Annotated in this window: 18 protein-coding genes and 1 other RNA gene; 8 read left to right on the plus strand and 11 right to left on the minus strand. The window is 60.1% G+C overall.

The window, feature by feature from the left end:
- Nucleotides 1-8: 8 nt before the first annotated feature.
- The 11 genes from GVK95_RS08120 to GVK95_RS08170 all read right to left on the minus strand — a co-directional run bounded on the left by GVK95_RS08120 (nucleotide 9) and on the right by GVK95_RS08170 (nucleotide 11,044).
- Nucleotides 9-1,442 carry a UDP-N-acetylmuramoylalanyl-D-glutamyl-2,6-diaminopimelate--D-alanyl-D-alanine ligase gene (locus GVK95_RS08120; RefSeq protein ID WP_159948362.1) on the minus strand — a complete coding sequence of 478 codons (1,434 nt, stop codon included), beginning with the start codon at nucleotides 1,440-1,442 and terminating at the stop codon, nucleotides 9-11.
- Complete coding sequence (locus tag GVK95_RS08125; RefSeq protein ID WP_159948622.1) at nucleotides 1,439-2,890, minus strand: UDP-N-acetylmuramoyl-L-alanyl-D-glutamate--2,6-diaminopimelate ligase; 1,452 nt, start codon at nucleotides 2,888-2,890, stop codon at nucleotides 1,439-1,441. The genes GVK95_RS08120 and GVK95_RS08125 overlap by 4 nt, the downstream gene beginning before the upstream one ends.
- Before the next feature lie 59 nt (nucleotides 2,891-2,949).
- Nucleotides 2,950-4,695: a penicillin-binding protein 2 gene (locus tag GVK95_RS08130; RefSeq protein WP_159948364.1), complete on the minus strand. Its 1,746-nt coding sequence runs from the start codon at nucleotides 4,693-4,695 to the stop codon at nucleotides 2,950-2,952.
- The gene (locus GVK95_RS08135; RefSeq protein ID WP_159948366.1) at nucleotides 4,695-5,087 is read right to left on the minus strand and encodes a hypothetical protein; all 393 of its coding nucleotides are present in this window, start codon (nucleotides 5,085-5,087) and stop codon (nucleotides 4,695-4,697) included. The genes GVK95_RS08130 and GVK95_RS08135 overlap by 1 nt, the downstream gene beginning before the upstream one ends.
- 2 nt (nucleotides 5,088-5,089) lie before the next feature.
- A complete protein-coding gene (rsmH, locus tag GVK95_RS08140; RefSeq protein ID WP_159948368.1) occupies nucleotides 5,090-6,115 on the minus strand; it encodes a 16S rRNA (cytosine(1402)-N(4))-methyltransferase RsmH in 1,026 nt (341 codons plus the stop codon).
- Between the two features lie 17 nt (nucleotides 6,116-6,132).
- Entirely contained in the window at nucleotides 6,133-6,570 is a 438-nt protein-coding gene (gene mraZ, locus GVK95_RS08145) for a division/cell wall cluster transcriptional repressor MraZ (protein WP_159948370.1), read from the minus strand.
- Nucleotides 6,571-6,989: 419 nt separating this feature from the next.
- An RNA gene (rnpB, locus tag GVK95_RS08150) (RNase P RNA component class A) lies at nucleotides 6,990-7,411 on the minus strand.
- A 79-nt stretch (nucleotides 7,412-7,490) separates the two neighbouring features.
- Nucleotides 7,491-8,681 carry an FAD-dependent oxidoreductase gene (locus GVK95_RS08155; protein WP_159948372.1) on the minus strand — a complete coding sequence of 397 codons (1,191 nt, stop codon included), beginning with the start codon at nucleotides 8,679-8,681 and terminating at the stop codon, nucleotides 7,491-7,493.
- A gap of 87 nt (nucleotides 8,682-8,768) precedes the next feature.
- Nucleotides 8,769-9,293, minus strand: coding sequence for a lytic transglycosylase domain-containing protein (locus GVK95_RS08160; protein WP_159948374.1), 525 nt, complete (start codon nucleotides 9,291-9,293; stop codon nucleotides 8,769-8,771).
- Between the two features lie 255 nt (nucleotides 9,294-9,548).
- Entirely contained in the window at nucleotides 9,549-10,310 is a 762-nt protein-coding gene (locus tag GVK95_RS08165) for an N-acetylmuramoyl-L-alanine amidase (RefSeq protein WP_159948376.1), read from the minus strand.
- The gene (locus tag GVK95_RS08170) at nucleotides 10,307-11,044 is read right to left on the minus strand and encodes a DnaJ family molecular chaperone (protein WP_159948378.1); all 738 of its coding nucleotides are present in this window, start codon (nucleotides 11,042-11,044) and stop codon (nucleotides 10,307-10,309) included. The genes GVK95_RS08165 and GVK95_RS08170 overlap by 4 nt, the downstream gene beginning before the upstream one ends.
- A gap of 178 nt (nucleotides 11,045-11,222) precedes the next feature.
- Between GVK95_RS08170 and GVK95_RS08175 the strand changes: the two genes are divergently transcribed.
- The 8 genes from GVK95_RS08175 (at nucleotide 11,223) to GVK95_RS08210 (ending at nucleotide 19,658) form a co-directional block, all read left to right on the plus strand.
- Nucleotides 11,223-12,098, plus strand: coding sequence for a DMT family transporter (locus GVK95_RS08175; protein ID WP_159948380.1), 876 nt, complete (start codon nucleotides 11,223-11,225; stop codon nucleotides 12,096-12,098).
- A 93-nt stretch (nucleotides 12,099-12,191) separates the two neighbouring features.
- Nucleotides 12,192-13,406, plus strand: a complete 1,215-nt coding sequence (locus GVK95_RS08180) for a pyrophosphate--fructose-6-phosphate 1-phosphotransferase (RefSeq protein WP_159948382.1) — start codon at nucleotides 12,192-12,194, stop codon at nucleotides 13,404-13,406.
- A 47-nt stretch (nucleotides 13,407-13,453) separates the two neighbouring features.
- Nucleotides 13,454-14,089, plus strand: coding sequence for a LysE family translocator (locus tag GVK95_RS08185; protein WP_159948384.1), 636 nt, complete (start codon nucleotides 13,454-13,456; stop codon nucleotides 14,087-14,089).
- A gap of 127 nt (nucleotides 14,090-14,216) precedes the next feature.
- The gene (locus tag GVK95_RS08190; protein ID WP_159948386.1) at nucleotides 14,217-15,191 is read left to right on the plus strand and encodes a lytic transglycosylase domain-containing protein; all 975 of its coding nucleotides are present in this window, start codon (nucleotides 14,217-14,219) and stop codon (nucleotides 15,189-15,191) included.
- Nucleotides 15,192-15,508: 317 nt separating this feature from the next.
- Nucleotides 15,509-16,759, plus strand: coding sequence for a DUF3419 family protein (locus GVK95_RS08195; protein WP_159948388.1), 1,251 nt, complete (start codon nucleotides 15,509-15,511; stop codon nucleotides 16,757-16,759).
- Nucleotides 16,756-17,418: a class I SAM-dependent methyltransferase gene (locus GVK95_RS08200; RefSeq protein ID WP_159948390.1), complete on the plus strand. Its 663-nt coding sequence runs from the start codon at nucleotides 16,756-16,758 to the stop codon at nucleotides 17,416-17,418. Before GVK95_RS08195 ends, GVK95_RS08200 begins: the two co-directional genes overlap by 4 nt.
- Nucleotides 17,419-17,567: 149 nt before the next feature.
- The gene (locus GVK95_RS08205) at nucleotides 17,568-18,347 is read left to right on the plus strand and encodes a GH25 family lysozyme (protein WP_159948392.1); all 780 of its coding nucleotides are present in this window, start codon (nucleotides 17,568-17,570) and stop codon (nucleotides 18,345-18,347) included.
- Between the two features lie 123 nt (nucleotides 18,348-18,470).
- A complete protein-coding gene (locus GVK95_RS08210; RefSeq protein ID WP_159948394.1) occupies nucleotides 18,471-19,658 on the plus strand; it encodes a lytic murein transglycosylase in 1,188 nt (395 codons plus the stop codon).
- Nucleotides 19,659-19,685: the final 27 nt, after the last annotated feature.

Consider the following 19,685-nt stretch of genomic DNA (forward strand, 5'->3'; position numbering starts at 1 on the left):
AGCCCGGATTAAAAGTGGCGCTCCGTGTCGGGGAATGCCGGATACTTGTCAAGCAGCGCCGCTACAATCTTGCCGAAACCAAGCCCGAGCGAGGATTTCACCATGACCACGTCTCCGGCACGCACTTCAGCCGCGACGAAATTCGCCAGTTCCGCCGTCGTTTCCAGATAGACGACATGGACGCTTTCCGGCAGTGCATCGCGCAAGGCCGTCATTTCAGGTCCGGCAAGCCAGACATGCTCGATCCCGGCCGCCAGCAACGGGCTTGCGAGATCGGCATGTACGCTTGCGGAAAAATCGCCCATCTCCAGCATGTCGCCAAGCACGGCAATGCGGCGACCGTCATATTCAGGCTGGGACGCGGCGAGGACCGCAATTGCCGCCCGCATAGATGCCGGGTTGGCATTGTAGCTCTCGTCGATCAACGTCAAAACATCGCGGCCGATCGCCAGCTTGTGGCGCTGACCACGCCCCTTGACCGGGGCAAGGTTTGCCAATGCGTCGATCGCCGCGTCGACATCGGCACCGACGAGCGAGACGGCAGCCAGGACAGCCATCGCGTTCTCCGCCAGATGCCGGCCCGGCGCGCCAATACTGATTTCGCGGGTTTCTCCGCCAAACGAGACCCACACCGTCGAGCGTTCCGCCGCTCCATCGAATTCGGCAAGCCTGAACTCAGCCTTGGCATGCTGGCCGAAGGTGTGGATATTTTCCACGCCGGCAGCAAAGGCCGCCTGTTCGAGCTGTTCGAAATAGGCGTTGTCGCGGTTGAGGATGACATCGCCCCCACGCGCCAGGCCATCGAAGATCTCCGCCTTGGCAGCAGCGATTTCCTCCACGCTTGAAAAATTGCCCAGATGCGCCGGCGCGATCGTCGTGATGATCGCCACGTCCGGCCGTACCATCTGCGCCAGCGGGCCGATCTCGCCCGGGTGGTTCATGCCGATCTCGAACACGCCGTAGCGCGTATCCATCGGCATGCGCGCCAGCGTCAGCGGCACGCCCCAGTGGTTGTTGAACGATGCAACGGCGGCATGCACATTGCCGGAGGGTTCCAGCGCAACACGCAGCATTTCCTTGGTCGTCGTCTTGCCGACGGAGCCGGTTACCGCGATCACCGTGGCCGGTGTCCGGTCACGCGCAGCCTGGCCGAGCTTTTCCAACCCGATCAAAACGTCTTCGACCACGATCATCGGCACGGTCAGGCGCCCCAGCGCCGGAAGCTTTGCTTCATTGACCACCAGCAGCGACGCGCCATTGGCGATCGCGATGCTGGCATAGTCATGGCCATCGACCCGGTCGCCCTTGATGGCGAAGAAGGCCTCACCCGGCGTGATCGTCCGACTGTCGATCGAAATGCCGGTTATGCCCTCCGGCAGATTGCCGAAAGGTCGTCCGGCCATTGCGGCCACCATGTCGCGCGACGTCCAAAGAAAGGTCAACGGTCGAACTCCTCCAATGCTTTGCGCAGTTCGGCATGATCGGAAAACGGCAAGGTGACAGCACCAACCGTCTGGCCCTCTTCGTGTCCCTTGCCGGCCACGATCAGCGTGTCGCCGGCGGCAAGCATTGCCACTGCCGCGCGGATCGCCTGCGCACGATCGCCGATCTCGATACCCCTCGGCGTTGCCGCCATGATCTCGGACCGGATGGTCGCCGGCGCTTCCGAACGCGGATTATCGTCAGTCACAATGGTGATATCGGCAAGCCGCGTGGCGATTTCACCCATGATCGGCCGCTTGCCCTTGTCGCGATCGCCACCGCAGCCGAACACGACGATGACCCGGCCGGTGGTGAACGGACGGACAGAATTCAGGACGTTTTCCAGTGCATCCGGCTTGTGCGCGTAATCGACATAGGCAAGCGCGCCGCTCTTGCTCTGGCCGACCAGTTCAAGTCGACCCGAGGCGCCCTTGAGATGCTCCAGTGCCTTTAACGCCACCGCAGCCGGTGTGCCGGTCGAAATGGCAAGGCCGGCAGAAACCAGCGCGTTGGCAATCTGAAAATCGCCGGCGAGCGGAATATGCACCTCGAAGATTTCGTCACCGCAATGAACTTCAGCCACCTGCTTGTGCCGGAAATGCTCCACGCGCTTGAGGCTGAGGAAACCGCCCTTGCGACCGACAGTGCGCACGTCATGACCGGCAGCCGTCGCGACCCGGATCGCCTCGTCAGACCACGGATCATCGGCAAAGATCACCGCCGGAGATCCCTTTGGCAAAAGCGTATCGAACAACCGCATCTTGGCGGCCATATAGTCCTCGACCGTCGGATGGTAGTCCATGTGGTCGCGGCCGAGATTGGTGAACCCGGCAGCCGCCAACTTGACGCCATCCAGCCGGCTCTGGTCGAGACCATGACTGGATGCTTCCATCGCCGCATGGGTCACGCCCTCGTCAGCCAATTCGCCCAGCAATGTATGCAGCGCGATCGGGTCCGGCGTGGTCAAGGAGCCGTAGTCATTGCGTTTCGGCGAGATGACGCCGGTGGTGCCGATTTGTGCCGCAGCCTTGCCGGCCTCGGCCCAGATCTGCCGTGTGAACGATGCAACCGAGGTCTTGCCCGCAGTGCCGGTGACCGCCACCATGATTTCCGGCTGCCGACCGACAAGACGGGCGGCGGCAAGGGCCAGCAGATGGCGCGGGTTTTCGGCGGTGATCACAGGCACAGGGGAATCGATGGAATGGCTTGCGACGACCGCGGCGGCTCCCCGCGCAACGGCGTCGGCAATGTAGGCGGCTCCATCCGCCTTGCTGCCGGTCAGAGCAAAAAACAGGGTGCCGGGCACAACCTTGCGGCTATCGGCAGCAAGACCTGTAATCTCGATCGAGCCGACCTGTTTGGTCATCTGATCCTGATAGTGCTCGCCCGCCAGCTTGCCCAGTAACATCTGCATTCCATCCTCTCGGGGCAAATCGTGCCGAATCGCCCCGTCAATATTCGATCAACTTAATAAGAGACGAGCAAGGCCGAGCCGTCTTCTCCGAATTTCGGTTCTACACCAAGAATTGCGGCGCTTCTGCGAATGATGTCGGCAACCATCGGTGCGGCCGTATTACCTGCCAACGCGGCGCCGTTACCCTTGTCGGTCTTCGGCTCGTCGATAAAGGTCAGCACGACGTAGCGCGGGTTGTCGATCGGAAAGGCCGCCAGAAAGGCGTTGAAGTTCTTGTCGCCGACATAGCGACCGTTGACGACCTTGTCGGCCGTACCGGTCTTGCCGCCGACGTCGAAGCCTTCGACGCGTGCATTGCGGCCCGACCCCTTGACGCCATTCCACTCGAACAGAAAGCGCATGTCATCGCTGGTCGATGGCTTGATTACCTGTTTGGCAACCAGATCGGCCTGTTCGCGCGTTCGTGGCAGGAATGTCGGCTCGATCAGCTTGCCGCCATTGACCAGTGCGACACCGGCGACCGCCGTCTGCAGCGGCGTTGTCGATACGCCGTGGCCGAAGGAAATGGTGATCGAGTTGATCTTCTTCCATACGCGTGGCTGTGACGGCATCGCCACTTCCGGAAGCTCGGTCTGCATCTTGCTGAGCAGGCCGAGTCGCGTCAGGAATTCCTTGTGACCATCGGTGCCGACCAGGTCAGCGACCTTTGCCGTTCCGATGTTCGACGAATACTGGAAGATTTCCGGTACGGTCAGAACGCGATTCTTGCCGTGGAAATCCTTGATCGTGAAACCCCCGATCCGGATCGGATAGCGGGCGTCAAAGCTGTCCTTCAGAGAGACCTTGCCGGAATCCAGGCCCATCGCAATGGTGAAAGACTTGAAGGTCGAACCCATCTCGAATGTGCCGTTCGACATGCGGCTCAGCCAGCCTTCTTCCGAGCCGGCCGGATTGTTCGGATCGTAATCGGGCAGCGAAGCCATGGCCAGCACTTCACCGGTATGGGCATCGAGAACGACACCGCCAGCACCGATCGCCTTGAATTTATCAACGGCGGAAACCAGAACGTCGCGGACGATGTTCTGCACGCGAATGTCGAGGGACAGCTTGACCGGCTCCAGCGGCATATCGCTGGTCATGCCGAGCGCGCGCAGATCGGCCATACCCTGGTTGTCGATATACTTCTCCATCCCGGTCATGCCGCGATTGTCGATATTGACGTAGCCGACAATGTGCGAGGCGGTAGAGCCACCCGGATAGAAGCGACGCTTCTCCGGACGAAAGCCGATGCCCGGGATGCCGAGCGCCAGGATCTGGCTCTGCTGTTTCGGCGTCAACTGGCGACTCAGCCACTGAAAGCGCGAATTCGACGAGAGTTTCTTGTAGGTACCCTTGATGTCGAGGTCCCTGAGAACAGTTGCGAGCCTTTCAACGGCCTCGTCCGGGTCGACGATCTTGTGCGGCTCTGCAAACAACGAAACGGTGCGAATATCAGTCGCCAGAACTTCGCCATTGCGATCGAGAATATCGGGACGCGACGCCATCAGGCGATCGGCGGGCAGGATGCTGGAAACCGTTTCTGGCTGCGCGTGACCATACTGGACGAGGCGACCACCGATAATCGCATAGGCGAAACAAAAGCCGGCAATCATGATGCCGACGCGGGTGCGCGCCATTTCCGTCTTGCGCTTGCCTGCCCCCTTGAAGGTGGCGCCATTGATTACGGTGCCGCTCCGCTGCACATCCGTGGAGAAATGCGCCCGGCTCTTCAACAGCATGATTCGCGAAAGAAAGGTCATCAGTCGTCCACCGATTCCATGGGTTGCACCGATCCTGTCGTGATCAGATCCTTGACTGGATCCGACGACGCTTCGCCCTGCGCCACCTCAGGCTTCGGCAATTGGTCCCTGGGCATCGGCAACTCCACCGGCTGCGCCAATTGTTCCGGAGACGTCGGCTCCAGCTTCAACTCTTCAGAATATGCCTTGACCAGCCGTTCCAGCCGGTTCGGCTGTGTCAGCAGCGCCCTGTCGGCCCGAAGCAGCTCGATCGTATCCTGCTCAAGCTTGATCTCGGCCTCCAGACGGCGAACCTCTACCGCCTTGTTGTCGGTATGGTGCTTGATCTGATAGGTGACGGCCGCTGCCGCCAGCATCGATCCAACAAGAATGAGATCGAAGGTTCTGAGCATTATTAGCCTCCGATCTTATCGAGAGTGGCAAGGTCCGGCAGATCGAAGATCGACATGTCGGCGCGTTCTGCAGGTGCTTTGGTCCGGATGCCGGCACGCAGCTTGGCAGAGCGGGCGCGCGGATTGATTTCCGCCTCGGCTTCGGTTGCAGCGACCATGCCTTTGCCGACAGGCTCGAAGGTCGCTGGACGTGCTTCGACCATGGGAAGGTGGCGCGAACCTGACGCCTTGCCGGAACGCTCGGAAAAGAACTTCTTCACGATGCGATCTTCCAGCGAATGGAAAGTGACAACCACCAGCCGACCGCCCGGCTTCAATGCGCTTTCCGCCGCAAAAAGAGCCTGCGCCAGTTCGCCGAGTTCGTCATTGACGAAGATCCGCAACGCCTGGAACACGCGGGTCGCCGGATGGATCTTGTCCTTGGCTTTGCGCGGATTGACCGTCTCAATCAGGTTGGCCAACTCACGCGTCGTCCGGAAAGGCTCGGTGGCACGGCGCTTCTCGATCGCGCGCGCGATACGGCCCGCATGTTTTTCTTCACCGAGAAAGCCGAAAATCCGAATGAGGTCGGTCAGCTTGGCACGATTGACCACATCGGCGGCCGAAACACCGGAGGACGACATGCGCATGTCGAGCGGGCCATTGCGTTGGAATGAAAAGCCGCGATCAGCCTCATCGATCTGCATCGAGGAAACGCCAATATCGAGCACGATGCCATCCAACCCTTCGGCGGGCGCGTGCTCGGCAAGTTGGGAAAACTGGGTGTGACGCAGGGACAAATGGTTATTGCTAGCCTCGACCAGCGCCTGGCCCGCAGCAATCGCATTCGGATCGCGGTCAAGTGCGATCACATCGGCACCAGCGCCGAGGATGGCCGTCGTGTAGCCGCCCGCGCCGAAAGTACCATCAAGAATGATCTTGCCCGGCTGCGCCTCGAGCGCCGCCAGAACCTCCGGGAGAAGAACCGGAATGTGGCGAACCGGTCCGCCATTGGCATCAGGTTCTCCCTCGCCAAGATTCGCCGCCATTCCGCTTCTCCGTCTTTCTAGGTCCGCAGCCCTCGTAGCCGTACGACCTCTCTGGCCTTCGCCTGCGCCTCGTGAAACGCCTGCGGCTGCCACACTTGAAAATGATCCGATCGACCGACGAAGCAGACCTCCGAGGAAATCCCCGTGAAATCCCGGATAAACTCCGTCATCATCAGACGCCCCTCCGCATCGAGTCGCATAAAGACGCCACCACCATGAAGCAGCAGCGACATCTCGTTTGCCTCCAAAGCAAAAGGATCTTCCGCCGCCACCTTCCGCTCGTATCGCTCCAGCAAATCGGGGCCGCCGATATTGATTGCCGGATAGACGAAATCCTGGAGACAATAAAGCTCCTGAATGTCGCGCCCCGCGAGCACGGTACGAAAAGCCGCAGGAACGGAAACCCGCCCCTTCGCATCGATCCTGTTTGTCGCATTGGACAGGAAGCGGTTCATGACAATCGACCGACCTCCCTCTCGACAGGAAGCCACTGATTGACCTCCGGAAACTGGTTACGCCAACCGCTGACCACCCGACACTCAGTCCCTCTGCAGTGCTCGCCGCATTGCTGAACTGCCTGCCTGAATTCTGGGCTTTCGGGGCAAAATCAACCCCTTCAACGGCATGCATTTGGGATACCATGGGACACTATGGGCGTCAATGGGAACGGACTGGCGGAACCCCTTTCAGGATTCAATATTGATAGGCCGTTAAGCTTAACGAAAGGTTAGAAATCGCCGGGAACACGGCGCTTTTCGGCACGGCATGCAATGACGCCGATTTGGGCAAGGTCAAATTTAGCCGGGGAATTTCAGACTCTTGGCTGATTTTCGCTGTCATCGCCCCTACCCGCCCAAAGACGGAAGGGAGAGAATTTGCCAGTTGGCCTGTAAGCCGGGTTCTGTATGGCTCCGGTTGCCCGGAACGTGGCAGCCATTCATCTGGGACAGCATTTGCACGCTGCCTCTCGCAACCCACCCGGATGACTGGCCCGGAAACAGGCTGTGGTGGCGCTTGCGCGTCACCCGCGTCATCCCTATTCGGTCTTGCTCCCGGTGGGGTTTACCATGCCGTCCCTGTTGCCAGCGACGCGGTGGGCTCTTACCCCACCCTTTCACCCTTACCTCGCAGCGCCCGATGCAGGCATCGGACAATCGAGGCGGTTTCCTCTCTGTGGCACTTTCCCTAGGGTCGCCCCCGCCGGACGTTATCCGGCACCGTATTTCCGTGGAGCCCGGACTTTCCTCCCCTTACCGTCTTTCGACATTGGTAAAGCGCGGCTGCCCGGCCAACTGGCATGGCGTCCTTAAACGACAGAGACGGCGAAAGCCAACAAAAACATAAGCGCAGCACACGCTTGGCCGGATTTGGTGAATCAGTCTCTGAAGACGGGGGCAAAAACAGCCCCGTAGGCATCGTCCTGGATGGCGCCGTGCTGGAGCAACTCCGCCCCGAGCCGGCCGATTTCGTCCGAACTCTTTGCCGCAGCCCCGCAACCGCCGGTTAGTACGGCGATACGGTCGCTGGCAAAACCGATGGCCGGATAGTTGTCCGGCGTGAAGGATGTGACGCAGGCAGCCATGCTGACCGGGGCATTCGCAAGGCCCGGAACGATCTGGCCGACAATCCGCTTGAGATGATCACGCGTCGTCTCACGCCCGCCGCCACGGAACCATGCACGAACCTCCGGCTCCGTTGCCAAAAGCAGGTCGTCCGGATCTCCGCCGATCTTGAGATACGCTCTTCCATCGGGATAACGCACCGGCGGCAGGAGATAGATGTGGTCGCGCGGGTCGTCCGGCTGGTGGATCAGTGACGGCATGCAGGCATAGACAGCAAGTTCGGCTTCTGCGATCTCGAAGAATGCAACGGTGCGTCCATACACCGACAGATGGACGGGTCGCGGCAGGAGTTTTGCCGCAATGGAGAACCCTCCCGCGGCAACCAGCACCTTTTCAGCGGCAAACTCGCGGCCATCATCGGTCGCGACGATGGCAAGGCCTGCCTCTTCACGGATCGAGACTGCAGCATGACGGATGAGCGTGGCCCCTGCTTTTTCAGCCAGAACGCTCTGCGCCTCGACAAGCCTGCGCGGATTGACATAGCCGGCATTGGCGCCCTCGAAGACACCCTCGCAGCCGAGGCCGAAATCGAAATAGCCGAAGCGGCTTTTCAGTTCCGCATCCGACAGCATTTCGGTCTCGACGCGAAGAGCGTTTGCCGCCGATTCGATCTGGGAGATATAGGGGTCGGAACCGCCGCGTTTCGGCCCAACGATCAGGCAGCCGACTTCCCGGTAGAAGTCGACACCGCTGTCAGCGGCGATAGCCCTGTAGCGGGCGATCGAACGATTGGCGAGCCGCGCCCAGATAGGATTGGAATCAATCGTCCGGGTGATCCGCGCCTCGTCATAGTGACTGGCAAATACGCCACGATGGGTAGACCAGTTCACCGGTTCATCAGGACCGATGATCGCCACCCCATCGCTGGATCTAGCCAGGTAGCGGGCAGCCGCAGCCCCCATCATACCGCGCCCGACAACGATCGACTTGAAGCGTTCCACCATGACTCACCATCCAATACATGTTCGTTCTTTGGATAGCATGACGGAACACTCTGTCCAGCGGGTGCGATCATCCGCCACAAGAGATCGTTACGTCCCGATCAGGGCAAGCACCTTGCCGCAGTAACGCTTGGAGACCGGGTTCATGCGCTTGGCGCCGTGACCGGCATTGTAACGCAGGATGGTGCTGCAGGTTTCGCCATCACCAAGATCATGGGCCTTGGACAGGTATTTCATGCCGTAGCGGATGTTGGTTTCGGGATCATAAAGCCCCTTCTTGCTGCCGCTGTAGCCCATGTAGCGTGCGGTTGCAGGCTTGATCTGCATCAGCCCGATTTCGCCGGCACTGCCGCGTGCCTTCGGATTGAAGTTGCTCTCGATGCGAACCACCGCATGCGCCAGATCAACCGGCACGCCATATTGCTTGGCATATTTGGAAATGATCGCGCCATAGGGGCTCTTTGAAAACGCCGGGGCCGTCGGAAAACCGACATCGCGGTTGATCGTCTTGAGAGGCATTTTGATGCGACTTTCGTCGTCGCCGGCAAGCGCCGCCTGTGAATGGGACAAAAGGATAGCGAGGCATGCCGCAGCAGCAACGAGTCGTCTGTTCATGAAAAGGTCAGTCTCCTACAAAGGCTGGTGGTCGCTGCGCATAGAGCGGACGCAATTCTTCGACGTCGCAAGCCCACCAGGGCTCGCCAAACCACGCCTTTATGTTGATGTTTGCGGCCGGATCCGAAGGGTTCCACGCCGCTGTTCAGCCCGCTCTTTAGACCGGCTCATTAAGGAATTCGTGTGGCACTGCAACAATTCGGCGCATGAAACGTTAATTCAAGCGCCATTGTGCACAGACGCCGGAGCAAGGTTTCAGGCAAATCTCGGCAGGCTGGTCAGCAGCCGGTGTAGCGTCTCGATGGTGGAACTGTCTGCGATGCCGTCAACCTTGACGGGCCGAAAATGGCGCTGGAACGCGGCGACGACACCTTCCGTTTTTGCGCAATAATCGCCATTTATTTCAATCGCATAACCATAGAACGACAGCATCGACTGGAGGGCCTCGACCGGCTGCCCCTGATCGCCGCGCTGGAAAAACCGTCCGCCGCCGAGCGGCGCCGGTTCGACCCAGTGCCCAACGCCGGCATGATGAAGCTTGGACCAGGGGAAATTTTCACCCGGGTCAACCTTGCGAACAGGCGCCACATCGGAGTGTGCCAGCACCCTTTCAGGGGCAATCTGGTGCCTTTCGACGCATTCGCGACACAATTCGATCAGGGATTCGATCTGCCGATCGGGATAATCGGGAAGACCGGCGGGATGTCCGGCATTGGCGATCTCGATGCCGATCGAGCGAGAATTGATGTCCGTCTCGCCGGCCCACGAACTCTGACCCGCATGCCAGGCCCGGCGATCTTCAGGCACCATCTGCACCACCCGGCCATCCTCATGCACGATGTAGTGGCTCGATACCTGGCTCTCGGGATTGCACAGCCAGGCCTGCGCGCCCTCACCCGTCGGCATGCCGGTATAATGAAGCAGCAGGATGTCGGGACGGGTCACGCCGATCCGTTCGCCGAAATTCGGCGACGGAACCACCTCGGCGAGGCGGCATTCGGCGGCAAAGGATGTCATGCAGCCCGGCGTTCTTTTTCAATCGCGGAATAGGCCGCATTGAACTTTGCCATGCGATGAGTGGCAACCGAATGGAACTCAGCCGGAATGCCGCGTGCGTGCAAACGGTCAGGATGATGTTCCGCCGCCAGCGAGCGATAACGCTTGCGGATCGTCGCAAAGTCGTCGGAAGGCTGGACACCGAGCACGCCATAGGGATCGCCATCGAGATGGATATGCCGCTCGGTGATCATCGTAAAGCGCTCTTCGGGAACGGCGAAGATCTCGGCAATCCTGGCAAGAAACGCCATTTCGGTTTCATGCACCAGCCCATCCGCCTTGGCGATGTGGAACAATGCGTCGATGATATCCTCGAGCACCGGGCAGAAATTGTCACAGGTCCGGCACATGTTGGCGAGGTTCTTGGCATAGGTCTCGAAACCCGCAACGTCCTGGCGCGCCAGGTTGTAGAGACGGGCAACATTGCGCGCCTCTTCCGGCGGAAAATCGAAGATCTTGCGGAAGGCATCGACCTCGGCGACGGAGACCACACCATCGGCCTTTGCCATCTTTGCCGAGAGGGCAATGATGGCGACCGAGAAGGAAACACGACGGCGGGTTTCGGGGTCGCCTTCGAAGACGGTCCGGACGGCCTCGATCATTCCTTGCAGCGCGCTGCCCGCAGCATCACCGATCGCGCCGAGCAAACGGTCCCAGAATGACGATATTTGCTCGCAGGCGAAATCAAAAATCATGGCGCGACCATGACCAAATATCGGCCAAAAAGCAACCCGACACCCGGCCTACGGCATTAAACTTTATTCATGTTAGGTTGCGAATTGCTGAACCACGGCCACGATTTACATTCGCGCAATTGATTGGACTATTCACCGACCGCATGCGAGCAGCCATCCATCATACCCGGTGGACCCCATGCAAACAGACATTTCCAAAGGCGCGCTTGGCCTCGGTCTCGGTGCGATCGGCGTCACGATGTTCGGCCTGACCCTGCCGATGACTCACCTCGCTCTCCAGGGTTTCTCGCCGGAAGTCATCACATTCGGCCGCGCCGTCATCGCCACGGGCGCAGCAGGTCTTGCACTTCTGGCGCTTGGCAAACGCTGGCCCGTCGGCGCGTTTCCGACGCTGTTTCTCGCCGGCCTCTGTCTCGTCTATGGCTTCCCGATCTTTTCATCGATTGCGATGCAGACCCTGCCCGCCGGCCATGGCGGCGTGGTGCTCGGTCTTCTGCCGCTGCTCACGTCGATCTTCGCGGTGATCGTCGATGGCGAACGGCCGAGCCCGCTCTTCTGGGCCTGCGGCCTGACGGGCGCCGCTCTCGTTGCCCTGTTTTCGGCGAGACAGAACGGCTTCCACCTCGAACTCGGCGACCCCTGGCTTCTCGCCGCAGCCGTCTCTGCCTCGTTTGGCTATGTCCTGTCAGCCCGCCTCGCCCGCACCCTCTCCGGATGGGAGGTAATGTCATGGGCGCTCGTGGTCACCCTGCCCCTGTCGCTGGTCGGACTGGCACTGACGGCTGCAAATGGCATCCACGCGCCCGATCAGGCAGCAATCGGCGCCCTGCTCTATCACGGCCTGATCTCGATGTTTGCCGGCTTCATTTTCTGGAACGCGGGTCTCGCCATCGGTGGAATTGCCAAGGTCGCGCAGATCCAGTTGATGCAGACTTTTGTCACACTTGCCTTTTCCACAATCTTGCTCGGCGAGCAGATCGGGATTGAAACGATTATATTCGCCCTGGCGGTTGCCTTCGTCGTCTGGCTAGGCCGAAAGGCCCGTTTTTCTTGATTTTTTGGCTTTACAGCCCGCGCTGACTGTCGCATCCATTCGACCGGAAACGTCATGATGGCGGCACCGCCGGACGGTGCCCAAGGAGGTTCGATGGCCAAACAGAAAGTAGCAATGCTGACCGCTGGTGGTCTTGCCCCCTGCCTCTCGTCCGCTGTTGGCGGGCTGATCGAGCGCTACAATGAGATCGCCCCTGACGTCGAGATGATCGCCTACAAATCCGGCTATCGCGGCCTGCTGATGGACTACAAGATCGAGATCAACCAAGACATGCGCGAGAAGGCGTACCTGCTGCATCGCTACGGCGGCTCGCCGATCGGCAACAGCCGCGTCAAGCTGACCAATGCCGCCGATTGCATCAAGCGCGGCCTGGTCAAGGAAGGCGAAAATCCGCTGCGCGTCGCGGCCGAACGCCTGGCCAACGATGGCGTCACGATCCTCCACACCATCGGCGGCGACGACACCAACACGACTGCGGCCGATCTGGCCGCTTATCTCGGTGCCCATGGCTACGACCTGACCGTCGTCGGCTTGCCCAAGACCGTCGACAATGATGTCGTGCCGATCAGGCAGTCGCTGGGCGCCTGGACGGCCGCGGATGTCGGCGCCCGCTTCTTCGACCATGTGTCCAACGAACAGAGCGCCGCCCCGCGCTCTCTCGTCATCCATGAAGTGATGGGCCGCCATTGCGGCTGGCTGACCGCGGCAACCGCGCGCGCCTATATCCAGCGCACCAAGCACAACGAATATATCGACGGCTTCATGATGAACCAGGAGCTGAAGAACATCGACGGCCTCTATCTGCCTGAAACCCATTTTGACATGCATGCCGAAGCCGAGCGCCTGAAGGAGATCATGGACCGCACCGGCTTTGTCACGTTGTTCGTTTCCGAAGGCGCCTGTCTCGATGAAATTGTAACTGAACGCGAAGCCTCCGGTGAAGAGGTCAAGCGCGACGCCTTCGGCCATGTGAAGATCGACACGATCAATGTCGGCAACTGGTTCCAGAAGCAATTTGCCAAGCTGCTCGATGCGGAGCGCTCGATGGTGCAGAAATCCGGTTATTTCGCCCGCTCCGCCCCGGCGAACGCCGAGGACCTGCGCCTGATACAGAGCATGGTCGATCTCGCCGTGGAAAGCGGGTTGAACAAGATCTCCGGCGTGACCGGCCACGACGAAGACCAGGGCGGAAAGCTTCGCACGATCGAATTCCCGCGCATCAAGGGCGGCAAGGCCTTCGATCTTTCGACCCCATGGTTCAAGGACGTGATGGATTATTTGGGCCAGAAGTACCATCCTGTGAATTGACCTTCGGCGCGAAAGCTGGCTTCCTCTCCTGAGGAGGAGTGAGTTCTATGTCCAATGAAACCTGGTTCGCATTCGTGGCTGCGTCAGCGGTCATTCTTGCCATTCCCGGACCATCGGTGCAGCAGGTCGTCTCCTATGCACTAGGCTATGGTCGCAAGACGGCCTTCGCCACGGTAATCGGCGTGGCACTCGGTCATCTGGTGGTGATGTCTGCGTCGCTCGCAGGGTTGACCGCCCTGCTTACGAGCTCGGCCGCGACGTTTGCCGTGGTCAAATGGTTCGGCGCCGCTTATCTCGTCTATATCGGCATTCACCTCTGGCGTGCGCCGGTCGGCAAGGGCCCGATTGCCGACAATGACAACCTTCCGCAAGAAAAGCCGTTGAAGATCGTCGCGCACTGCTTCACGGTGACGGCGCTCGCCCCGAAGAGTATCGTCTTTTTCGTCGCATTCCTGCCACAATTCCTGACGTCTTCCGCACCAGTTTTCGAACAGGCTTCTGTGCTCGTCGCGACCTTCATGACCCTGTCGATCGTCAACACGATTACCTATGCGCTCGTCGCCGGAAAAGCCCGGCAATACATCCGCAAACGCTCGGTTCGCAGGACAGCGAAGCATGGCAACCGCACCGTCTTGATTTCGGCTGGAGCGGTCACAGCAGGCTACCGCAAGATCGCCGCCTGACCTTCCAAAGAGGCCGATTTCGCCAGGCGCTTGCCGCCAAGGCCAGCTTGGATTAATAAATGGAAATCTTAACGGTCGGTGATTTGTTTCCTCACCGGTCGCCTGCAGCGTGAAAACGGATAGTGGCATGATCGTCAAGAAAGACCGCGGCATTGCGATTTGCATGGCTGCTACCTTGCTAGCGGGCCTCACGGGATGCACTGCAATCGACGAAAACATGAAGGCAGATCTGGCCTCGGCACCAGTGGCCAAACCCAATTCGGCGGAAATGCGGGCAGCGAATGCCGCCGAAGCCATTTCCAATGGCACGGCACCGGCAGTTACGGTAACCGTCACCACTACGGCCGAACTGGCAGCAGCCAATCCAGGCCCCGCCCCGATCATTCCCGGAACAGAAACAGCAGCACCCATTCCGATGCTGAAGGAATCGTCGCTGGCCGCCACCGCGCCGCAAACGGCGGCAACGCAGGCCCTGACGACACTGGCGACAGCAACACCGCTTCCGGGCGTCGAGCAGCAGGCAGCAATCACCGCCGATGCGGCCCCCATGCAGGCGATTGCGGCAGCCCCCGGATCGGCAGCGGCGTCCGCTGTTGCGACGACGACAGGCGCTTTGCCGGCACCCGCGCCCGTCGTGCTTGCCTACGCGGCGCCCCTGCGCAGGACGGCACTGACAAGCTTTGGCGACCCCTTCGACATCACCTCACCGGGCTCGCCACCGGAACGGGACCCCGAACCGGAAACGCTGAGCGGCGGACCGACCAAGCTCAACGCGCTGATCAAGAAATATGCGAAATTCTACGAGATCCCCGAGGATCTCGTACACCGCGTCGTCAAGCGTGAGAGCACATACAATCCTGGCGCCTACCACAGCGGCAATTACGGCCTGATGCAGATCCGCTACAACACCGCCAAGGCCATGGGCTACAGTGGCGAGCCGTCAGGTCTTTTCGATGCCGAGACGAATATCAAATACGCCGTCAAGTACCTCAAGGGTGCATGGCTCGTCGCTGACAACGATCACGACCAGGCGGTCCGCCTTTACGCACGCGGCTATTATTACGACGCAAAGCGCAAGGGCATGCTGCACCTGACGCAGTAAGTCTCAAATCGGCACTAGCAATCAATCCGACAAAGACCCGATACCCTCGTTACAACAGGAACGAGGAGAATCGGGAAACATGGACGCTGTGATCTGATCCTCATCACATCACCATCCGCAATCCAGCACCCGATATCCAAGCTCCGACGCCGTCGACCGCGCCCGGCGCTGAAGGATAGTGCTGAAAAAAATGTCATAGGCGCCAACGACTTAGCGCGGGTCGGCACGGCTGCAACAAACAGCCGGCAATCCCACGTCATCAAACTGTAGCATCGCAGGGCTACACGCCATCAACTCCAAGAGGATGGCGGATCGAGATGACCGAGATTGCACCGGATGCCGGCTTTCATGAGAACCACAAGCTCAAGGACGCGCTTCTCCAGCACAAGCCAATGTCCAGGGACGGACTGTCAGAACGTCTGTTTGGCCTGCTGTTTTCGGGCCTTGTCTATGCCCAGATCTGGGAAGACCCGGACGTCGACATGGAGGCCATGGATCTGGCCGAGGGACATTCGATCGTAACGATCGGCTCCGGCGGTTGCAACATGCTCGCCTATCTCAGCCGAAGGCCTGTCTCGATCGACGTCGTCGACCTGAACCCCAATCACGTCGCACTCAACCGGCTGAAGCTCGCAGCCTTCCGCCATCTGCCCGATCATGCTGCGGCTGTCCGCCTTCTGGCAACAGCGGGCGAAGCCGGCAATAGCCGCCTGTATGACCGACATGTCGCGCCCAATCTCGATACTGCGACGCGCAGCTATTGGAACCAGCGCGGCCTGACCGGCAGACGTCGGGTCTCGGTGTTCAACCGCAACCTTTATCGCACCGGCCTGTTGGGGCGCTTCATCGGCGTCGGTCATCTCCTCGCCCGTCTGCATGGTGTCCGCCTTGAGGAGATAACTGCCGCAAACTCGCTGCGCGACCAGCGCCAGTTCTTCGACAGCCGCATTGCCCCGCTGTTCGACAAGCCGCTGATCCGCTGGCTGACCAGCCGCAAGAGCTCGCTCTTTGGCCTCGGCATTCCGCCGCAGCAATATGACGAGCTCGCAAGCCTCTCGGAGGGTGGCACGATCGCGCCCGTACTCCGCCACCGGCTGGAGAAGCTGGCCTGCTATTTTCCGCTGAAGGACAATTATTTCGCCTGGCAGGCATTTGCACGCCGCTATCCCAACGCGGAAGAAGGCACGCTGCCGACATACCTGAAGCAGGAACATTATCCGGTGATCCGCGACCACATCGATCGGGTCCAGGTCCATCATGCCAATTTCACCGAGTTGCTGGCTAAAAAGCCGGCCGCCAGTGTCGACCGCTATGTGCTCCTCGACGCCCAGGACTGGATGAACGAGCGCCAGCTCAATGAACTGTGGACGGAAATCACCCGCACCGCTGCTCCCGGCGCCCGCGTCATCTTCCGCACGGCCGCCGAAAAGAGCGTGCTGGATGGCAAGCTCTCCGACAGCCTGCTCAGCCAATGGTACTACCAGGCGGAGCGCTCCACGGCACTGAACAAGCAGGACCGCTCGGCGATCTACGGCGGGTTCCACATCTATGAAAAGCCGCTGGCATGAGCGAACAGGCAACAGACGGCGTCATCGACCAGCCGCATGCAGAACGCATGGACAGCATGTATCGCTACCAGCGCCACGTCTACGACCTGACGCGGAAATATTACCTGCTCGGCCGTGACCGCATGATCACCGGTCTCGACGTCCCACAAGCAGGCACACTGCTGGAGGTCGGCTGCGGCACGGGCCGCAACCTGCTTTTCGCTCACCGCCTGTATCCGACAGCACACCTCTACGGCCTCGACATATCGGCGGAAATGCTGGTCTCGGCGCGTGCCAACTTCCGCGGCCGCACCACCCAGCCTGTGCTAACCGTCGCCGACGCGACAGCGTTCGACGCAAGCCAGTTCGGCACGCAGGGATTCGACCGGGTGATGATCTCCTACGCCTTGTCGATGATCCCGGATTGGGAAGAGGCGATCGACTGCGCGCTTGATGCCGTCGCACCCGGCGGCTCGCTGCACATCGTCGACTTCGGCCAGCAGGAAGGCCTGCCGCGCTGGTTCCGCAATCTGCTGCGCAACTGGCTATCGCGCTTCCATGTCACCCCCAGGAAAGCCCTTCGCGAGGCGCTGGAGCAGCGTGCCGCCGCACGCGGTGCGGCGCTCACTTTCGAGCCGATCGGTCGAGGCTATGCATGGCACGCGGTCATCAAAATCTGAACCTGTGCCGTCATTAACTCAGCAAGACGGATTGCATATAACCAAGTTTTAACGATGATGGACCAAGAATGGTGTTCGCGCCTCTTGTGTCTCGCGTTCGTGCGCACCGCTCCTGGGGCATGATTCCAACTCCAATTGATGGAACATCCATGCGGTGGCTTCTCCTGGCGCTCTTGCCGATTTCGCTGTCTCTGGCAGCCTGCACCTCCACCAGCTATGACCTGATGGAAACGGCATCGATTTCGCCGCGTTTCAAGGATACAGATCCACAGGATTTCGACGGCAAGACACCGCATCGCCACAACGTGCACGGCATCGACGTGTCGAAATGGAACGGTGACATCGACTGGGGCCAGGTCCGCCGCTCCGGCGTTTCCTTCGCCTTCATCAAGGCGACAGAAGGCAAGGACATGGTCGATCCCCGCTTCAACGCATACTGGCAGCAGGCACGCGCCGCTGGCGTTCCCCATGCGCCGTACCACTTCTTCTACTTCTGTTCGACGGCCGACGAACAGGCTGACTGGTTCATCCGCAACGTACCCAAGCAGTCCATGCATCTGCCGCCCGTACTCGATGTCGAGTGGAATCCCACCTCGAAAACCTGCAAAAGTCGCCCGGATGCGGCAACTGTGCGCAGCGAGATGAAGCGGTTCATGGACCGCATCGAAGCCTATTACGGCAAGCGCCCGATCATCTACACATCGGTTGATTTCCATCGCGACAATCTCGAAGGCGCGTTCCAGGACTATCATTTCTGGGTGCGGGCCGTCGCCCAGCATCCGAACGAAATCTATCCCGAGCGCCGCTGGGCCTTCTGGCAATATACCTCGACCGGGGTTATCCCGGGCATCAAGGGCGGAACGGATATCAACGTCTTCGCCGGCACGGAGGCAAACTGGAAAAAGTGGGTTGCATCCGTTTCCAAATAAATACGGTCCCAGCTTGAGAAATTTCCGAAAATAAGACCATGGCGGCACGAGTCCTTGTGCCGCCATCTCTCTTTGGTCAAAAAGTCGCTTAATAACCGTCCGTAAGAAACATCCAAGGACCAAATGATGACCTTTGCCTCACGCTTTGCCCTTCCCCTCGCCTTCCTCATGGCATCCACCAGCCTTTCGATGGCAGCCGAATGCGGCGGCGATCTCGGCACCTTCCTCCAGGGCGTCAAGGCGGAAGCCGTAGCCGCCGGCGTCCCCGCCGATATTGCCGACCAGGCTTTGGCCGGCGCCCGAATCGACGAGAAAGTTCTGGCCCGTGACCGCTCGCAGGGCGTGTTCAAGCAGACATTCCTCGAATTCTCCCAGCGCACCGTCAGCCAGGCTCGCCTCGATATCGGCCGCCAGAAACTGCAGCAGTACAAGGCAGTGTTTGACCGGGCCGAACAGGAATTCGGCATTCCTTCCGGCATCATCGCCGCCTTCTGGGCCATGGAGACCGATTTCGGTGCCGTGCAGGGTGATTTCAGCACCCGCAACGCGCTGGTGACGCTCGCACACGACTGCCGTCGTCCGGAACTGTTTCGCCCACAACTGCTGGCCCTGATCGAAATGGTCCAGCATGGCGATCTCGATCCCGCCACCAACACCGGCGCCTGGGCCGGCGAAATCGGCCAGGTGCAGATGCTTCCGAAAGATATCATCGAATTCGGCATAGACGGTGATGGCGATGGCCATATCAACGTCAAGCAGAGCGCACCGGACGCCATTCTGACCGCGGCCAAGTTCATCCAGCACCTCGGCTTCAAGCGCGGCGAGCCATGGATTCAGGAAGTCACCATTCCCGACAACCTGCCTTTCGAAAAGACGGGCCTGAGCGGCCCGCTGACGGCCGGCGAATGGTTCGCGCTCGGCGTCACTCCGCGTGACGGAGATACAGCCTCAGGCAACCTGCCTGCATCGCTGGTCCTGCCGCAGGGGCGCAAGGGCACAGCATTCCTGACCTATCCGAACTTCAACATCTATCTGGAATGGAACCAGTCGTTTATCTACACGACCTCGGCGGCCTACTTTGCCACGCGTTTGATGGGGGCTCCACCCTATCTGAAGGGCACCCCGGAACAGGGCCTCGGTGACGTTGAGATGAAGGCGCTTCAGACCAAGCTCCAGACGCTCGGCCATGATGTCGGCAAGATTGATGGCATTCTGGGATCAGGCACCCGTGTGGCTATCCAGAAGGAACAGCAGCGGCTGGGCATGCCCGCCGATGGCTGGGCGACCCCGTCCCTGCTGAACACGCTGTGACCCAAAGACCGGCCGCATGAAACGGGT

This window comes from Rhizobium sp. 18065 (assembly GCF_902706095.1).
GTDB lineage: Bacteria > Pseudomonadota > Alphaproteobacteria > Rhizobiales > Rhizobiaceae > Allorhizobium.

Bases quoted from the DNA above. Each gene is read 5' to 3' on its own strand.
- GVK95_RS08210 (WP_159948394.1), top strand. From the start codon at position 18,471: ATGATGACCTTTGCCTCACGCTTTGCCCTTCCCCTCGCCTTCCTCATG.
- GVK95_RS08130 (WP_159948364.1), bottom strand. From the start codon at position 4,695: ATGACCTTTCTTTCGCGAATCATGCTGTTGAAGAGCCGGGCGCATTTC.
- GVK95_RS08165 (WP_159948376.1), bottom strand. From the start codon at position 10,310: ATGACATCCTTTGCCGCCGAATGCCGCCTCGCCGAGGTGGTTCCGTCG.
- rsmH (WP_159948368.1), bottom strand. From the start codon at position 6,115: ATGGCGGCGAATCTTGGCGAGGGAGAACCTGATGCCAATGGCGGACCG.
- GVK95_RS08185 (WP_159948384.1), top strand. From the start codon at position 13,454: ATGTCCAATGAAACCTGGTTCGCATTCGTGGCTGCGTCAGCGGTCATT.
- GVK95_RS08170 (WP_159948378.1), bottom strand. From the start codon at position 11,044: ATGATTTTTGATTTCGCCTGCGAGCAAATATCGTCATTCTGGGACCGT.
- GVK95_RS08155 (WP_159948372.1), bottom strand. From the start codon at position 8,681: ATGGTGGAACGCTTCAAGTCGATCGTTGTCGGGCGCGGTATGATGGGG.
- GVK95_RS08135 (WP_159948366.1), bottom strand. From the start codon at position 5,087: ATGCTCAGAACCTTCGATCTCATTCTTGTTGGATCGATGCTGGCGGCA.
- GVK95_RS08200 (WP_159948390.1), top strand. From the start codon at position 16,756: ATGAGCGAACAGGCAACAGACGGCGTCATCGACCAGCCGCATGCAGAA.
- mraZ (WP_159948370.1), bottom strand. From the start codon at position 6,570: ATGAACCGCTTCCTGTCCAATGCGACAAACAGGATCGATGCGAAGGGG.
- GVK95_RS08190 (WP_159948386.1), top strand. From the start codon at position 14,217: ATGATCGTCAAGAAAGACCGCGGCATTGCGATTTGCATGGCTGCTACC.
- GVK95_RS08180 (WP_159948382.1), top strand. From the start codon at position 12,192: ATGGCCAAACAGAAAGTAGCAATGCTGACCGCTGGTGGTCTTGCCCCC.
- GVK95_RS08205 (WP_159948392.1), top strand. From the start codon at position 17,568: ATGCGGTGGCTTCTCCTGGCGCTCTTGCCGATTTCGCTGTCTCTGGCA.
- GVK95_RS08160 (WP_159948374.1), bottom strand. From the start codon at position 9,293: ATGAACAGACGACTCGTTGCTGCTGCGGCATGCCTCGCTATCCTTTTG.
- GVK95_RS08125 (WP_159948622.1), bottom strand. From the start codon at position 2,890: ATGTTACTGGGCAAGCTGGCGGGCGAGCACTATCAGGATCAGATGACC.
- GVK95_RS08195 (WP_159948388.1), top strand. From the start codon at position 15,509: ATGACCGAGATTGCACCGGATGCCGGCTTTCATGAGAACCACAAGCTC.
- GVK95_RS08175 (WP_159948380.1), top strand. From the start codon at position 11,223: ATGCAAACAGACATTTCCAAAGGCGCGCTTGGCCTCGGTCTCGGTGCG.